This window comes from Nocardia niigatensis NBRC 100131 (genome assembly GCF_000308655.1).
In the GTDB taxonomy this organism is placed as follows: Bacteria; Actinomycetota; Actinomycetes; order Mycobacteriales; family Mycobacteriaceae; genus Nocardia; species Nocardia niigatensis.
This window is the reverse complement of the sequence record NZ_BAGC01000107.1, coordinates 102577-118832: the sequence shown is the minus strand read 5'-3', so window position 1 is coordinate 118832 and position 16256 is coordinate 102577. Positions and strand designations below refer to the sequence as shown.

General features: G+C 66.9%; 16 protein-coding genes and 1 tRNA gene. 10 read left to right on the top strand and 7 right to left on the bottom strand.

What is annotated here, in order from left to right:
• Nucleotides 1–866: 866 nt before the first annotated feature.
• Nucleotides 867–1355, bottom strand: coding sequence for an MTB12 C-terminal domain-containing protein (locus tag ON33_RS38790; RefSeq protein WP_051153248.1), 489 nt, complete (start codon nt 1353–1355; stop codon nt 867–869).
• 677 nt (nt 1356–2032) lie between these two features.
• Here ON33_RS38790 and ON33_RS40220 point away from each other — a divergent pair.
• Nucleotides 2033–2832, top strand: a protein-coding gene (locus ON33_RS40220) for an IS5 family transposase (RefSeq protein WP_085996873.1) whose coding sequence is annotated in 2 segments (ribosomal slippage) — nt 2033–2375 and nt 2375–2832 — 801 coding nt in all. Because the reading frame shifts where the segments join, the coding sequence is not laid out codon by codon here.
• Here the strand turns inward: ON33_RS40220 and ON33_RS40215 are convergent.
• The 3 genes from ON33_RS40215 to ON33_RS32455 form a co-directional block, all read right to left on the bottom strand.
• Nucleotides 2713–3234 carry a TnsA-like heteromeric transposase endonuclease subunit gene (locus ON33_RS40215; protein ID WP_245550968.1) on the bottom strand — a complete coding sequence of 174 codons (522 nt, stop codon included), beginning with the start codon at nt 3232–3234 and terminating at the stop codon, nt 2713–2715. The two genes, ON33_RS40220 and ON33_RS40215, sit on opposite strands and share 120 nt — an antisense overlap.
• A gap of 276 nt (nt 3235–3510) precedes the next feature.
• Nucleotides 3511–4926, bottom strand: a complete 1416-nt coding sequence (locus ON33_RS32460) for an NlpC/P60 family protein (protein ID WP_040862950.1) — start codon at nt 4924–4926, stop codon at nt 3511–3513.
• Between the two features lie 308 nt (nt 4927–5234).
• Nucleotides 5235–5777: an Rv1476 family membrane protein gene (locus ON33_RS32455; RefSeq protein ID WP_051153247.1), complete on the bottom strand. Its 543-nt coding sequence runs from the start codon at nt 5775–5777 to the stop codon at nt 5235–5237.
• Between the two features lie 227 nt (nt 5778–6004).
• Here ON33_RS32455 and acnA point away from each other — a divergent pair, with 227 nt between their 5' ends.
• From acnA to ON33_RS32430, 5 genes are all read left to right on the top strand, one after another.
• A complete protein-coding gene (gene acnA / locus ON33_RS32450) occupies nt 6005–8803 on the top strand; it encodes an aconitate hydratase AcnA (protein ID WP_040862976.1) in 2799 nt (932 codons plus the stop codon).
• A 184-nt stretch (nt 8804–8987) separates the two neighbouring features.
• Entirely contained in the window at nt 8988–9554 is a 567-nt protein-coding gene (locus ON33_RS32445; protein ID WP_040862948.1) for a TetR/AcrR family transcriptional regulator, read from the top strand.
• A gap of 24 nt (nt 9555–9578) precedes the next feature.
• Nucleotides 9579–9650, top strand: a tRNA-Ser gene (locus tag ON33_RS32440).
• A gap of 225 nt (nt 9651–9875) precedes the next feature.
• Entirely contained in the window at nt 9876–10004 is a 129-nt protein-coding gene (locus ON33_RS44160) for a hypothetical protein (RefSeq protein ID WP_281033257.1), read from the top strand.
• A 14-nt stretch (nt 10005–10018) separates the two neighbouring features.
• Nucleotides 10019–10366 carry a TetR/AcrR family transcriptional regulator gene (locus tag ON33_RS32430; RefSeq protein ID WP_051153246.1) on the top strand — a complete coding sequence of 116 codons (348 nt, stop codon included), beginning with the start codon at nt 10019–10021 and terminating at the stop codon, nt 10364–10366.
• A gap of 9 nt (nt 10367–10375) precedes the next feature.
• Here the strand turns inward: ON33_RS32430 and ON33_RS32425 are convergent, their stop codons facing one another.
• Nucleotides 10376–10882 (bottom strand): MarR family winged helix-turn-helix transcriptional regulator, encoded by a 507-nt coding sequence (locus ON33_RS32425; RefSeq protein ID WP_174391592.1) that lies wholly within the window; start codon nt 10880–10882, stop codon nt 10376–10378.
• A 70-nt stretch (nt 10883–10952) separates the two neighbouring features.
• Between ON33_RS32425 and ON33_RS32420 the strand changes: the two genes are divergently transcribed.
• The 4 genes from ON33_RS32420 (at nt 10953) to ON33_RS32405 (ending at nt 13831) form a co-directional block, all read left to right on the top strand.
• Nucleotides 10953–11450, top strand: a complete 498-nt coding sequence (locus ON33_RS32420; protein ID WP_040862945.1) for a cupin domain-containing protein — start codon at nt 10953–10955, stop codon at nt 11448–11450.
• Between the two features lie 335 nt (nt 11451–11785).
• A complete protein-coding gene (locus ON33_RS32415) occupies nt 11786–12202 on the top strand; it encodes an acyl-CoA thioesterase (RefSeq protein WP_040862944.1) in 417 nt (138 codons plus the stop codon).
• 192 nt (nt 12203–12394) lie between these two features.
• Nucleotides 12395–12859 (top strand): hypothetical protein, encoded by a 465-nt coding sequence (locus tag ON33_RS32410; RefSeq protein WP_040862943.1) that lies wholly within the window; start codon nt 12395–12397, stop codon nt 12857–12859.
• 12 nt (nt 12860–12871) lie between these two features.
• Nucleotides 12872–13831: an MvdC/MvdD family ATP grasp protein gene (locus ON33_RS32405; protein ID WP_040862942.1), complete on the top strand. Its 960-nt coding sequence runs from the start codon at nt 12872–12874 to the stop codon at nt 13829–13831.
• A gap of 137 nt (nt 13832–13968) precedes the next feature.
• On the opposite strand, the gene ON33_RS32400 is transcribed toward ON33_RS32405, so the two are convergent.
• Both ON33_RS32400 and ON33_RS32395 read right to left on the bottom strand, forming a co-directional pair.
• Nucleotides 13969–14214, bottom strand: a complete 246-nt coding sequence (locus ON33_RS32400; RefSeq protein ID WP_033087059.1) for a helix-turn-helix domain-containing protein — start codon at nt 14212–14214, stop codon at nt 13969–13971.
• Between the two features lie 130 nt (nt 14215–14344).
• Complete coding sequence (locus ON33_RS32395) at nt 14345–15976, bottom strand: ABC-F family ATP-binding cassette domain-containing protein (RefSeq protein ID WP_040862941.1); 1632 nt, start codon at nt 15974–15976, stop codon at nt 14345–14347.
• Nucleotides 15977–16256: the final 280 nt, after the last annotated feature.

The following is a 16256-nucleotide window of genomic DNA, read 5'->3' as shown; positions in this document are numbered from 1 at the left end:
GGGAGTTCCCCGGCACGGACCGGGCATCGCACACACCAGTGCCGCGTCTGCGGCGCGACGGTGTACACCCCGCCGTTGGACTACCCCGAATGCGCCTGCGAGCAGCGCACAGCAAGGCACAGCGAACCCTGAAGGGCTGGAAGGTTTCTCGGAAACCGAAGAGGCTCCTGCCAATCCGCGCGGGCGGGCGAGCGGGCCGCGTGTTTGTCATGGGTTGTTCGTATCCGCCGCGCGGCGTGGTGACCCGTGGGTGCGCATGCGCGTACCTATCATGATCAGCGGTTATCCGGTCGGGCCACGGTCGGGTGACTCGTGTGGATATGCCGCACATCCCCGTCCGGCCTGGCTCGGACCCGTTGGCCGGGCGGGGACCGGCGGGTAGAGGGTCAGCTCGGCGGGGTTCCGCCGGCCGTGGCGAAGGTCGGTTCAGCCAGGGCTGATGTGCAGGTCGGCTTCCCGTCCGGGGTCGGGTTCATGCCGGGTTCGAACCCGGGTGAGAACGCGCAGCGCCCTACTTACGAGCCTCGATGGGCTGGCCTCCGATGAGCTGTTCGCGATCCCAGCGCACCTGCACGGCACCGGTCTGCATGAGAGTTCGACGGCTCAGTGGTCACGAGATGTCCGATCGTGCAGGCGGGCTCGAACCACGACCTATCGAACCCGGTATCGACGGCGGCACCCGGAAGACACACCGTGCCAACCAGATCCCGCCGCCATATCCACGCCGGACACAGCGCCCGCCGCCTTTAAGTGAGGACTCAACAGTCCTGGGGAGCCAAAGGAGTCACCGCACCGAACCTGAACGACATAAGTAGTAGGGGTGCCAATAGCGGACGTGCTGAAGGCGATTGCCGAATCGAGGGCGGTCAGCGGGTCGGTGACGGTGCGGTGGCGGGCGCGGCGTCGCAGACCGCCGGCGGACCGCCTTGGACACGCAGGAGATCGCAGAAGGTTTGGGCAGCGACCTTCCACGAGCCGTCGATCCGCAGTGCGGTGCCATGGCGGTTGAGCAGCAGCGGAATCCCGTGCTTGTTGATGGTGAAGGTGACGGCCGCGCGACCGGGTCCGTTTCCGTCCACCTGCGAGACACTCGCCGTCGCGCCGCCCGCGATCGACGAATTCGCCTGGCGCTCCAGCGTTTCCACGAAGACTTGACCGTTCTCCAGCAGTGCCGCCTTCTGGTCGACGGCGATCGAGCTGTCGAAGAACCGCTCGAAGGTCGTGGTGACGGCCTGCACTTCACCGGCCGGGATGCTGCCGTCCGATGTGGTTCCCTCCTCGCCGCACCCCGCGGTCAGGAGCACCGGAACCGCACACGCCACCAGCAGTCGTGACACCGCCATTCGATCGACCATTCTTCGAAGACTCCCTCTGAGCTCGGATTCGACGAGTAGAACACAAGCGACCCCATATCAACGACTTCCGCGCCTGGTCACTGCGCTGGTCGCTGCGATGCTGCCTGCGGGGATTGTGGGCGCTCGCGTCGGAAAGCTCGTCGCACTGCAACCCTTCGAACTCGACGGGGCCGCTTACGGCGGGCTGATCGGCCCGGTCGGCGACGCCACGCAACTGGTCGCCCTGCACGCCAACCGCGGCAGCGTCGGTGGACACAGATTCCTCGCGGCCGACACGATCGACGCTGACCGCCATCACGACCCGAGGGCGCCGTTACGACCTGATCAGGTGCGCGGTGAGATCCAGTTGCCACTCGGGGTCGAGGATGTCGGGGCTGCCGAGTTCGGTCCGGGACCCGCGCGCCCTACGGTCGGCGCTGGAAACAGCCGGCTTGTTGACCAGTTGTATTCAGCGGCGGGTCGGACATGGTCGGCGATGACGCGGACGATGGTTGCGCGTACCTCTCTATCGTTATGCCTGTCGGCGACGTGGACCATCGGCCACCGGGGTCCACGCGGGTGGCACTGGACAACCCGCTGCGCAGACGACTCGAAATGCTCGACATTCGGCTACTTAGAGCTCCTAACAGGTTCGGTCAGTTGTCGTCGGGTTGCGTTGCAGTGCAGTATGTTTCGTTGTGGCAGCACCCTGGATCGTGGATGACGAGTTGTGGGCGGTAATCGAACCGCTACTGCCGGTGAAACCGGCCGGGACACCGGGACCGGCGCAGATGGACAGTCGACGGGTGCTGCAGGGGATCTTGTTCGTGCTGATCACCGGGATCGGATGGGAAGACCTGCCCCAGGAGCTGGGGTTCGGGTCCGGAATGACGTGTTGGCGCAGGTTGCGGGACTGGCAAGCAGCCGGAGCATTCGAGCAGATCCATCAAGCCGTGCTCGCCCGTGCCCATGCCGCCAGGTTGATCGATTTCGACCGGGTCATGGTCGACGGCTCGCACGTGCGGGCGAAAAAAGGTGCGCCGCAACAGGTCCGAGCCCGGTCGACCGCGCCAAGACCGGTTCCAAGCACCACATCCTGACCTGCGGGAACGGATTCCCGCTCGCCGTCGCGCTGTCAGCGGCCAACGTCAACGATCACCTGATGCTGCCCACACTGCTCGACCGGGTCCGGCCCCTGCGCGGTCGTGCGGGCCAACCCCGACACCGGATCACCAACCTGATCGCCGACAAGGGATACGACTACCCCAGCGTCTATTCCGAACTACGGCAACGACATATCACCGGCTACATCGCCCGCCGCGGCACCCACGACAAAGTCACCGCCGGCCGCTGGATCGTCGAGCAAACCTTCGCCCTGCTACACCAGTACCGGCGACTGGCCATCCGATGGGAACGCCGCACCGACATCCACCACGGATTCCTCGACCTCGCCGCAGCACTCATCTGCTGGCGACGACTCAGCAACCGAACCCGATAGGGGCTCTAAGAAGCTCAGGTTGGCTAAAAATACTGGGTCAGCACCGCTCCATACCTCACAGGCCAGCCCGATCTGATCACATACCCTCCGCGTCCATGCGAGTTGAGCAGCAACCTTCGGATCTCCAAGCCGCTCATACGATTTCACATCAACGAGCTCCAGAACAGCATCGGCAGTTTCCAGCAAGAGATCCGGTACATGACGGCGGATCCGGCCAGAATCATCGACCCCCTCGATCAGGAACGGTTGAGCTGCAATCCTCATGACGGACGGATCCTGATCTGCCAGAAGGATTCTCGCCATCTCCAGCCGACTCTCATAGACCACGTGGCGTCCCATCGTCGACGACCAGTACCAGCCTGAGTAGTGCTTTCGCCCCTTCCACGATCTGAACTCACGCACGGGCAGGCCATCCAGTACGTCATCGAAAGGCAACTGTCGCAACGTTGTTTCCACAAAGCGGCCTTCGTCGCGTCTGTTGACAGGCGACTTCGGACCGATGAACCACTCCAGCCAGGCCAGCCCAATGCTCGCCGTGGCCTACAACGGCCATAGCAACATGATCCCCCTGCGACCGAACGCCGCCTAGGAGAAGTTCTCATCAATTTGGCTAAAAGGACAGGCTCGTGACATCTGTTGAGAATTTGGACATTTTCAGTGAGAACCTACAGCGATGAATCAGGAGACGATGCGGACGGCGTAGGGCATGATGCCGTCTTCTCGGACGGGGGCTACGCGGACAACCTCGCCGGACTGCGGCGCCTCGATCATTTTGTCGTTGCCCAGGTAGAGGGCGACGTGCTCGCTGCCGCCGGGGCCCCAGAAGAGCATGTCGCCTCGGGCTCGTTCGGAGACGGGAACCCTTGTGCCCATGGTGTATTGGTAGCCGGAGTAGTGGGGCAGGGAGACGCCGATGCCGGCGAAGGCGTAGATCATCAGGCCCGAGCAGTCGAAGCCGGTCTTGTTGTAGTCGCCGTAGCTGTCGGCGGTGCCGCCGTCGCGGATGCCTAGGGTCGGGCCGTCCTCGTCGCCGCCGCCCCAGGCGTAGACGACGCCGAGCTGGGACATGGCGCGGTCGACGACGGTTTCGATGAGCTGGGAGCTGGAGCCGCTCGGGCGGCTGGGCTGGATGGACCGCTTCGGCGGGGGTGAGGGGTCCTGCACGACGTGCGGGCGATGCCCCTGGCCGACCTGGCTGGCGCGTTCGGCGGCGGCACGGTCGGCGGCCACGCGGGCCGCGGCGGCCGCGGCGGCGGCACGAGCCGCGGCCTCCTCGGCCTTGCGCTGCTGGTCCCAGGCGACGAAGGTGTCGCGCTGGCTCTGCAGGCCCGCCACATTCGCGCGGGCCTTGTCCAGCCGCTGCTGGGCCGAATCACGCTGCCCGACAAGGTCGTTGCGCCGGGAGTTCTGCTGGTCGAGTTCGGCCTGGGCGGCCTTGACCGCCTGCTGCGCCTCGGCCTTCTTGGCGTCGGCGGCGGCCGCGGCCGCGTCGGCGGCCTGCTGGGCCTGCTTGGCCGCGGAGGTCTTGTTGGCCTGGTCGACCTGGGCGTGCCGCAGGCCGTCGACCACCTGCTGCTGGTTCTTGGAGGCGATGGTCAGCACCTGGGCGCGGTTGAGCGCGATCTCGGGGCTGGGCGCGGCCATATAGGAGATCAGCGAGGTGGAGCCGGGACGCATGAAGACCTGGGCGACGTACTTGTCGAAATCCCCGTGCGCGCTATCGACTTTCGCGCCGGCGTCGGTCAGGTCCTGCTGGCACTGGGCGACCGCGCGGGCGGCCGTGTCGGCGGCGTCGCGGGCCATCTGCAGATCCACCAGAGCCTTGTTGACGGCCTCGCGGCGGCCGGCGACCGCGTCGTCGAGCTGCTGCAACTGCTGTTCGGCCGCGGCCACCTGATTGATGAGCGCGCCGACCTCACCGACGCCCGCGTCGACCTGGGCGCCCGCCGCATTGAGGTCACTGTCGCTCGGGTTGGGGGGCGGCGGTGGCACCGCGTGCCCGCTGGCCATGGGCAATGCCAGCACGATGAGCGCTACGAGCAACTCCGTAGCGACCCGCACCGGGCGTCCCTGTCGCTTCGCCGGTTGTCGCATCGCACCTCCCTGGAGTCCCATCCGGCACAAAAACCCCAACCGTGCCATCGCGAAACCGTACGGCACGTCAAGGACCGGACAAGTCAGGCTCGCCACAATGACAAGCGTGTAATTCACTGGTAGCCAAGAAGTTGCAGGTAGGCCCCATGGTTCACATACGTCACAACACACGCCATTCGGTACGTTTTCGGCGTGTCGCATACAAACCGGACGGTCCGTCTAGCTGGCGCTCCGCATCCGGGCATGAAAAAGGGGCCCGGGACGAACCCGAACCCCGAACGGAGACACCGTCTCCCAGCGCGAACGCCCTACCCGACCAGCGTCGGCTCCCCCGCCGCACGCTGCCCGCGCCGCACCTTCACCGCGTACAGCCCGCCGATGGTCGCGATCAACACACCCAGGATGACCAGCGTGATCACCGTCCACGACACCGTCTCCGGCTGCTCGAGCCGATCCACGAAGACCCGGGCGGCCTCGGTGGTGTGCTCGGGGCCCCGGTACTTGGCCTTGTCCTCGGCCCACTCCAGCCGCCCGCGGTTGAACTGGTCGCTGTAGGTGCCCACCCAGTCGTCGCTGAAGACCACCACGGTGCCGTGCTCGATCTTGCCGACCTCGTTGGCCAGATCGCGCAGGTTGGCCTCGATGCCCGGGTTGCCCTGCACCACAACGATGTCGAGCTGGATGCCGTGCTCTCGCGCCTCGGTGGCGATGGCGGCCAGGGCCTCCTGGTCGCGTCCGGAGGGGGCGGCGACATGATCATCGGCGAGATCGGCGATGATGGCATCGAGGTTGGTGTTCGGCGGTAGTTCCGCCTTCATGGGCGTGAAAACCGAGGTGTGCGGAGCGGTCACGAATCGCAGGGTACGGGACGGCTTGTCACATCACCTCACCGCGCCACATGATTCCACCCGCCGAATCGGCGCGACCCGGCCCGTGACCGCCCGATGACCCGCCCCCGATGTGCTCACAGGACAAGCGTACTGTTAATGTCGAAAACCGGACGAGGCCCGCGCCTCGACGAGGCCATCGGCACAGCCCCGCCGGCGGCCCTCCCATTCACAGACGAGTGGAGCTGAACGTGACGAGTATCGATACCTTCGGCGCCAAGGGCACCCTCGAGGTCGGAAGCAACTCGTATGAGATCTTCCGGCTCTCGGCCGTGCCCGGCACCGAGAAGCTGCCCTACGCCCTGAAGGTCCTCGCGGAGAACCTGCTTCGCACCGAGGACGGCGCGAACATCACCGCCGACCACATCCGTGCCATCGCCAACTGGGACCCGTCGGCCGAGCCCGACACCGAGATCCAGTTCACGCCCGCCCGCGTGATCATGCAGGACTTCACCGGTGTCCCCTGCGTGGTCGACCTCGCCACCATGCGTGAGGCCGTCACCACCCTCGGCGGCGACCCGAACAAGGTCAACCCGCTCTCCCCCGCCGATATGGTCATCGACCACTCGGTCATCCTCGACGTGTTCGGCCGCGCCGACGCCCTCGAGCGCAACGTCGACCTCGAGTACGAGCGCAACTCCGAGCGCTACCAGTTCCTGCGCTGGGGCCAGGGCGCCTTCGACGACTTCCGCGTCGTCCCGCCGGGCATGGGCATCGTGCACCAGGTCAACATCGAGTACCTGGCCCCGACCGTCATGGTCCGCAACGGCCAGGCCTACCCCGACACCTGCGTCGGCACCGACTCGCACACCACCATGGTCAACGGCCTGGGCGTGCTGGGCTGGGGCGTCGGCGGCATCGAGGCCGAGGCCGCCATGCTCGGCCAGCCGGTCTCCATGCTGATCCCGCGGGTCGTCGGCTTCAAGCTGACCGGTGAGATCAAGCCGGGCGTGACCGCCACCGACGTCGTGCTCACCGTCACCGACATGCTGCGCAAGCACGGTGTGGTCGGCAAGTTCGTCGAGTTCTACGGCGCCGGCGTGGCCGAGGTGCCGCTGGCCAACCGCGCCACCCTGGGCAACATGTCGCCCGAATTCGGTTCGACCGCCGCGATCTTCCCGATCGACGAGGAGACCATCAACTACCTGCGCCTCACCGGCCGCAGCGACGAGCAGCTCGCGCTCGTCGAGGCGTACGCCAAGGAGCAGGGCATGTGGCACGACGCGGCCAACGAGCCCGCGTACTCGGAGTACCTGGAGCTGGATCTGGGCACCGTGGTGCCGTCCATCGCCGGCCCGAAGCGCCCGCAGGACCGGATCCTGTTGTCGGAGAGCAAGATCGCCTTCCGCAAGGACATCCACAACTACACCAACGACCCCGAGGCCGCCCCGCACTCCAAGCTGGACGAGGCCATCGAGGAGTCCTTCCCGGCCAGCGACCCGGCCGAGCTGGCCTTCGCCGACGACGACGCGATCATCCCGAACGCCGCCAACGGCAACGGCGGCCGTCCGTCCAAGCCGGTCAAGGTCTCCGACCCGGAGCGCGGTGAGTTCATCCTGGATCACGGCGCCGTCGTGGTCGCGGGCATCACCTCCTGCACCAACACCTCGAACCCGTCGGTCATGATCGGCGCCGCGCTGCTCGCCCGCAACGCCGTCGAGAAGGGCCTCACGTCCAAGCCGTGGGTCAAGACCAACATGGCCCCGGGCTCGCAGGTCGTCGCCGACTACTACGAGAAGGCCGGCCTGTGGCCGTACCTGGAGAAACTGGGCTTCTACGTGGGTGGCTTCGGTTGCACCACCTGCATCGGCAACACCGGTCCGCTGCCGGAGGAGATCTCCAAGGCGATCAACGACAACGACCTGTCGGTCACCGCCGTGCTGTCGGGTAACCGCAACTTCGAGGGTCGTATCTCCCCCGATGTGAAGATGAACTACCTGGCCTCCCCGCCGCTGGTCATCGCGTACGCGCTCGCGGGCACCATGGACTTCGACTTCGCGACCGACTCGCTGGGCAAGGACCAGGACGGCAACGATGTCTTCCTCGAGGACATCTGGCCTTCCCCGCAGGAGATCGACGACACCATCAAGTCGGCGATCAGCAAGGAGATGTTCACCAAGTCCTACGCCCACGTCTTCGCGGGCGACGCGCGCTGGCAGGGTCTGAACACCCCCGAGGGCGACACCTTCGCGTGGGACGAGAACTCGACCTACGTGCGCAAGGCCCCGTACTTCGACGGCATGACGATGGACCCGGCCCCGGTCGAGGACATCAAGGGCGCGCGCGTACTGGCGCTGCTGGGCGACTCGGTCACCACCGACCACATCTCCCCCGCCGGTCCGATCAAGCCGGGCACGCCGGCCGCGCAGTACCTCGACTCGCACGGCGTGGAGCGCAAGGACTACAACTCGCTGGGTTCCCGTCGTGGTAACCACGAGGTGATGATCCGCGGCACCTTCGCCAACATCCGGCTCCGCAACCAGCTGCTGGACGACGTCTCGGGCGGCTACACCCGCGACTTCACCCAGGACGGTGGCCCGCAGGCGTTCATCTACGACGCCTCGCAGAACTACCAGGCCGCGGGCATCCCGCTGGTCGTGCTGGGCGGTAAGGAGTACGGTTCGGGTTCCTCGCGTGACTGGGCCGCCAAGGGCACCCGTCTGCTGGGTGTGAAGGCCGTCATCACCGAGTCGTTCGAGCGCATCCACCGCTCCAACCTGATCGGCATGGGCGTTGTGCCGCTGCAGTTCCCGGCCGGCGAGTCCGCCGCGTCGCTGGGCCTGGACGGCACCGAGACCTTCGACATCGAGGGCATCACCAAGCTGAACGAGGGTGTGACTCCGAAGACCATGAAGGTCACCGCCACCAAGGAGAACGGCGAGAAGGTCGTCTTCGACGCGGTGGTCCGCATCGACACCCCCGGCGAGGCGGACTACTACCGCAACGGCGGCATCCTGCAGTACGTGCTGCGCAACATGATCCGCGGCTAAGAAAACCGCGCGTCTCGGTCTTCGAAGGGCTGTTTCGAAGCCGAGTCGTGGTGGTGGGCACCGGTTTTCCGGTGCCCACCACGCGGCCCGTTCCCGGGCCGCTTCGCTCGTCGCTCGTGCGGGTTCTCCGATTTGGTCGCAAGATCGATAAGGAGAACCCGCACAACACGTTTCGGAGGAGCCAGTGCCCAAGGTCAGTGACGACCACCTCGCCGCCCGGCGTAGCCAGATCCTCGACGGAGCCCGCCGCTGCTTCGCCGAGTTCGGCTACGAGGGCGCCACCGTGCGTCGACTGGAGGAAGCGACCGGGCTGTCGCGGGGCGCGATCTTCCACCACTTCCGCGACAAGGACGCGTTGTTCCTGGCCCTGGCGCAGGAGGACGCCGGCCGCATGGCCGAGGTCGCGGCCACCCAGGGCCTCATCCAGGTCATGCGTGACATGCTCGCCCGCCCAGAGGAATTCGACTGGCTGGGCACCCGCCTCGAGATCGCCCGCCGCCTGCGCAACGATCCCGAATTCCGGGCCAACTGGGAGGAGCGCTCCACCGAGCTCACCGCCGCCACCGTCGCCCGCCTGGAACGCCGCAAGGCCGCCGGCGCCCTGCGTGACGATGTCCCCACCGAAGTCCTGCTCGGCTACCTGGATCTCGTCCTCGACGGACTCATCGCCCGCATCGCCTCCGGCCACGCCAACGACAACCTCGAGGCCGTCCTGGATCTCGTGGAAGCCTCGGTTCGCCGCAAGCAGTGACCACGCCGTAGGCTCACCATGGGGTCACGGCGTAGCTCAGCAGGTGGAGCGCCTCGGACAGGGAGAAGGTCGCGGGTTCGATTCCCGCCCCGTGGCCCCGCCGGCGTGAAGCGGGCAGGTGCGGGGCATGGCGGGGGCGGGATCACCGAATTCGGTGGGTGTGCAATCGAATCGGGTCGGGAAATCGGTGGCGGCGGTCGACGCGTCCACCGCCGTGGTGGATATCGCGGTGTTCGCGGTCGCGGCCGATGGGTCGCTGATCCACGCCACCGCACATTCAGCGCCGGTGCGGTCGTCGACGAGAAGACCAACTCGCTCGTCGTGGTTACCAACGCCGGGGACCGGGACCTGCTGGCGCTGATCGACCTGTCGATCGGACAGGTGACCGACTACGAAACACCCATGCGGCGGGGCGGATTGGGTAGTCCCAGTGCGTCGTTCACGCGGTAGGCGCCGCCGCGGCCGTGGAACACGGTCACGACGAATACTCCCGCGCTCAGACCGGCGACGGCCGGCCGCGGGTGGCCGGGGCGCTCGCGGCGATTCGATCGATGCTGACCCACCCGGACGCGACCGCCGAGGTGCGATCGGCGATGGCCGCGCAGCGGCGGCAAGCCGCCGAACATCTCGCCGAGGACGATGTCGAGTTGCGGGCCGGACTACTGGGGGCGCTCACGATCGGCGTGGTCATCGGCCGCCATCTGCTGCACCTCGACGGGCTCGACGGGTCGCCGGAACGGATCACCGCGCTGCTGCGCCCGGCGTTTCACGGTATCGCCCAGGGCCGGCCCGAACCCGAGGCCACAGCCTGACCCGGGAGGTCACGCACCGCCTTCGAGATCGGTCAGCAGCCGCCGTGTGATGCGGTCCAGCTCCTGGCGCTCCCGATCGGAAAGCGCGGAGAGGATGCGGGTTTCGTTCTCGAAGTGCTCGGTCACGACGATGTCGATGAGATGCAGTCCGCGGTCGGTGAGCGCGACCCGGATCGAGCGCCGGTCGCCCGCGTCGGCGATCCGCCGCACCAGGCCGGCCTTCTCCAGCCGGTCCAGGCGGCCGGTCATCCCGGCCCGCGACATCATCAGGGTGTCAGCGAGCCCGGAGGGGTTGAGCTCGTAGGGCTCCCCCGAACGTCGCAGTGTCGCAAGCACATCGAACTCGCCGCGCTGCAATCCGTGTGCGGCGAACACCGATTCGATCCGGTCGGCCGCCACCACCGAGAGCCGGCCCAGCCGCCCGATGATGGCCATCGCCGCTCCGTCCAGGTCCGGCCGCTCCCGCCGCCACTGCTCCTGGATCACGTCCACCGCGTCCGTCTGCTTCTCACCCATGGACAAGATTCTATTCGATGCCATATAGTTCGGTATCGAATTATCTCCCATCGAATCACTTGGAGCCGACATGACCACCGCTTCCCGCCCCGCCGCCATCCGCCGGCCCCACGATGCCGAGATCATCGGTGACCAGCCCGTCTCGGTGCGGCTGCTGATCGACTCCAACGAGGCCGGCGGGTCGGTCAGCACTGTAGAGGTCACCATGGCCCGCGGCGCGGACGGCGCGATGCCGCACTACCACACCCTCTCCGACGAGCTGTTCTATGTGGCCGACGGCGAACTCCAGGTCCTGGCCGGGGACAAGATCGTCACCGTCGGCGCGGGAGGCGCCATCGTCGTCCCCAAGTTCATGCCGCACGCCTTCGGCGCCGCCCCCGACAGCCCGGCCCGCATCCTCATCGCCCTCATGCCCGGCGTCGAACGCCACGGCTACTTCCGCTTCCTCGAGCGCCTCGCCCACGGCGAGGTCACCCCCGCCGACATCGACGCCGCCCAGAAGGAATATGACAACCACTTCATCGACGCCCCGCAGTGGTGGGCCGAGCGCAACGCCAACCGCGCTTGAGCGCACCGGCGCTCACCACGAAAACCGAACGGTCGCTGGAGAATCCAGCAGAACGGCACCGGTCTGCCGGCCGCCCGCGCGGAAATCGAGATCGCGGCGCGGTTCACCGGCTACGCTCGCCAGTGAACCGCGCTGTCGCCATATAGGCCACAGGCGCATGGGCATCGGGACGGACCCGGCGGCGATGCGCCGACCCGAGTCACACACATAGCAACCGGTCGCTTTACTCCCGGAAGCGGGCGGGGCGGCCGATAGCCCTGGAGTCGCCGGGGCGGTGTGCGGCAGATCACTGGAAATGCGGAATGACCATTACCGCGAGCTCGGTTGCTGGTTCCATGGCATTCTCCGTCCCCATCACGGTCCGCGGCTACGAGCTCGATATCAACGGGCACCTGAATCAGGCCGTCTATCTGCAGTACGCGGAGCATGCGCGCTGGGAGCTGCTGCGGGCCGGCGGACTGCCGGGCGAGAAGCTGGTGGCCGCGGGAATCGGGCCGGTGGTGCTGGAGCAGACGGTCAAGTACCTTCGGGAATTGCATCTGGGCGACGAGGTCACGGTGAGCTGCGAATTCGAATGGACGGGCGGCAAGATCTTCCGGATGCGGCAGCGGATCACGAAACTCGACGGCATGGTGTCGGCGGAGATCGATGTCGTCTCCGGCATTCTCGATCTCACCGCCCGCAAACTGGTTGCGGATCCCGGTGCGGCCCTGCGGGCGGTCGCCGACTCGCCGGACCTGCTCGGTCTCTGACCGGACGCCGCCCATACCCGTCGGTCCCGGTTTTGCGGCGAAAAACTTTCAGCGGGAGCGATTTCCGAAACCCCGCCGAAGTTTGCCGGCGGAGCTGAAATCTTTCGTTGCGGACCGAATTCAGGGCCTCGCGGGATATGATTCAGATCACGCTCGGCCCCGCAGCAAATCCCGAGCAGATCGGAGTTCAGCATGACCGGCGCCCTGCACCGAACGGGATCGGCGATCCTCGCCAGCACCTCGCCACCGCTACCCGGCTACCTTGTCGCAGCCAACGAGCGAAGTATCAGCGTGCGAGTCGGCGACGGCAGCACCTGGACCTTCCACCGGGCCGATGTCGTCGATATCGCCCGGTGGGATGCCGCCGCCGCGCAGGGCAGCGGTGAGGGCCGCCCGGTGCTGGTGCGCGTACGGCCCGGCGCCACCGCAGATTTCACGCAGCGCCGCCGTGTCGAGGTCACCGATCGTCCCCTCACCCTGTCGCCGGACCTCAGTCCCGCGCGGGGCGACGACGAACTGCGGAAGCTCACCGAAATCTGGGCCCGCGGACTGGATCTCACCGCTCATCCCGGGGTCGGCGGTGCCACCATGACCTGCTGCCAGACCCGGTCGCACCATGGCAGCGACGACGGCATCGCCTGCGACAGCCTGGACTGACAGGGGGCGCGTATGGCCGCCCGCACCATGGGTTCGGTGCTGATCGTCACCGAGGCCGAGGATCTCCATGGCGATGCGCTCGCCGCCACCCTGCGCAAACACCACGGGCACAACCCGATTCGCCTCGACATGCGCGACTTCCCCCGCGAGAACGGCACTTTCCGGCTCGGCGGGGACGGGTCGTACCGCAGTCTGTCGCACGTCTTCGGGCTCGACGATGTCACCTCCGTGTGGTGGCGCCGGCCCCATCCCTGCGCGGTACCGGCCGGTTTGTCCGATGAGGACGACACCTACCGCCGCGCCGAATGCGACGGCTTCCTCCAGGGACTGCTGTGGTCCGTCCCGGCCCTGTGGGTCAACGACCCCGGGGCCGACCGCACCGCGAGCCGCAAGATCGTGCAATTGGAGACGGCCTATCGCGCCGGTTTCGCGATTCCGGAAACCCTCGTCACCAATGATCCCGACGAGGCGCGCGCCTTCATCGAATCCCGGCCCGGATCAGTGGTTTACAAGCGCACCGGCACCGGGCGCGGCGCGTTCACCGAGACCCGGCTTTTCACACCAGCGGATTTCGACCGGCTGGCCACGATCCGCAACTCCCCCACCATCTTTCAGGATTACATCCAGGCCGAGAGCGATCTGCGCATTGTCTGGGTCGACGGCATCGAATGGGTGGTGCGCATCGACTCGCAATCCGGTGTGGGGCGCGTGGATTCGCGACTGGACACGTCCGTGGCGTTCACCGCCGATCGCCTGCCCGCATCGGTGAGCAAGTCGCTCACCACGCTGATGGGCGCGCTGGGACTGGCTTTCGGCGTACTCGACCTCCGGGTCGGTCTCGACGGCGAGTTCTACTTCCTGGAGGTGAATCCCCAGGGGCAGTTCGCCTATCTCGAAATCAAGACCGGTCTGCCGATTTTCCAGAGCCTCGCAAACCTACTGGTTCTCGGCGACGGGACGGTAGTCCCGTAACGGCCGCACGCCATCGCGAATCGTCGAGCATCGCACCGTGATTGCCCGCAATCGCGGCAAGTAGTCCGAAATGGCAAGTCGTCGACCGGCTTTCGCCGGTCGAGAACCCGCAATCCGATCCCGGAAGGGAATAGACGCTACTTGCCGGCCTTGGCGGCCTTGCGGCGGTTCGCACCGCCCCGGCTGCGGAGTTGCACATGCGACTCCACGAGCACGTTGTGGATGAAGCCGTACGACCGCCCGGTCTCCCGGGCCAATGATCGGATGCTCGCTCCGGCCTCGTACTGCTTCTTCAACTGGGATTGCAGGCGATCGCGGGATTTCCCGGTGACGCGCGTGCCTTTACCCAATACGGCTTTACCCTGTGCGGGCCTGTCACTCATGGCTTCCTCCGAGTCGCCGTGGGCGCCTCATTCCAGGTTAGAGACTCGGATGCCTGTGATCAACGAAACGCTGTGATGTGAGTCACCGACTTTTGGCGACCTCGCGTTTTTCCGTGCGGGAAGCGACTTCTCACGCCAGCTGGATGAGTTCCAGGTACTCCTGCGACCAGTGATCCTCGGTGCCGTCGGGCAGCATGATGACGCGCTCGGGGTTGAGCGCCTCGGCCGCGCCCGGGTCGTGGGTCACCAGCACGACCGCGCCCGCGTAACTGCGCAGCGCGTCGAGGACCTGTTCGCGCGAGATGGGATCGAGGTTGTTCGTAGGTTCGTCCAGCAGAAGGACATTCGCGGCAGAGGAGACCAGACCGGCCAGTGCCAGACGGGTTTTCTCACCGCCGGACAGCGTGCCGGCGGGCTGCTCCAGCTGCGGGCCGGAGAACATGAACGCACCGAGCAGACCGCGCAGATCCTGTTCGCCCGCATCGGGTGCCGCGTGGCGGATGTTCTCCCAGACGGTGGCCTGATCGTCCAGCGTGTCGTGCTCCTGGGCGAAATATCCGATTTTCAGGCCGCGCCCGGGATCGATCTGCCCGGCCGTGAGGGATTCGACTCCGGCGAGCAGCCGCAGCATGGTGGTCTTACCCGCACCGTTGAGGCCCAGGATCACCACGCGGCTGCCGCGGTCGATGGCGAGGTTCACGCCGGTGAAGATCTCCAGCGACCCGTAGAGCTTGGTCAGGTTGGTGGCCATCAGCGGCGTCTTGCCGCATGGGGCGGGCTCGGGGAACTTGATCCGCGCCACCTTGTCGGCCACGCGCACGTCGTCGGCCTCGGCCAGCATGCGCTCGGCGCGCTTGACCATCTGGTGTGCCGCAGCGGCTTTCGTCGCCTTGGCGCCGAGCTTAGCGGCCTGCTGCTTGAGCGCGGACGCCTTCTTCTCCGCGTTGGCGCGCTCGCGGACGCGGCGCTGCTCGTCGGTGGCGCGGGCGTCGAGGTACTTCTTCCAGCCCATGTTGTAGATGTCGGCCTCGCCGCGCACCGCGTCGAGGAACCACACCTTGTTCACCACGTCACCGAGCAGTTCGACATCGTGGGAGATGACGATGAGCCCGCCGTCGTGGCTCTGCAGGAAGGTTCGCAGCCAGTTGATGGAGTCGGCGTCGAGGTGGTTGGTGGGCTCGTCCAGCAGCAGGGTCGTGTCGGACTTGCCGCCGCTGCCGTCGGAGGCGCTGAAGAGGATGCGCGCCAACTCGATTCGACGACGCTGACCGCCGGACAGGGTGCGCAGCTGCTGGTTCAGCACACGGTCGGGCAGACCCAGGCTGTTGCAGATCCGCGCGGCCTCGCTCTCGGCCACATAGCCGCCCAGGGCGGAGAACCGCTCCTCGAGCCGGCCGTACTTGCGGATGGCCTTCTCGCGTTCGTTGTCGTCGGCGACCTCGGCCATGAGCGCCTGCTGCTTCTCCATGTCGCGCAGCAGGGTGTCGAGCCCGCGCGCCGAGAGCACCCGGTCCTTGGCGAGCACCTCGAGGTTGCCCTCACGCGGATCCTGGGGCAGATAGCCGATGTCGCCCGAACGGATCACCTTGCCCGCGTAGGGTTCACCCTCACCGGCGAGGATGCGCAGCGTGGTGGTCTTCCCGGCACCATTGCGGCCCACCAGCCCGATCCGATCACCGGCCTGCACCCGCAGCGCCGACCCCGGCGCCGTCAGCAGGGTGCGGACTCCGGCCCGGACCTCCAGGTCGGTCGCGGTGATCACAAGCGTCTCCTCGGGTGCAGCAGGGTGCTGGTAGTTAACTGAACGAGTGTGCGCCATCGCGGCACACAAGAACCACCGATTTTACCGTCGCCACCTTCCGAGACCGAATCGAGCACACCCCTCGCAACCGTGGGGGCGTGGCCGGGTAACGGCCGTCACACCGGTTCGGAGCAAACCCCGGTCAACGGGTTCCCCTCGTTGAAGCTTCACCCCGCTGTCCGCGCGCCCGCGCGCGAGCCCGAGCCGGCCGCACGGTCAGGCGCGCAGCGCGACCGGCAGT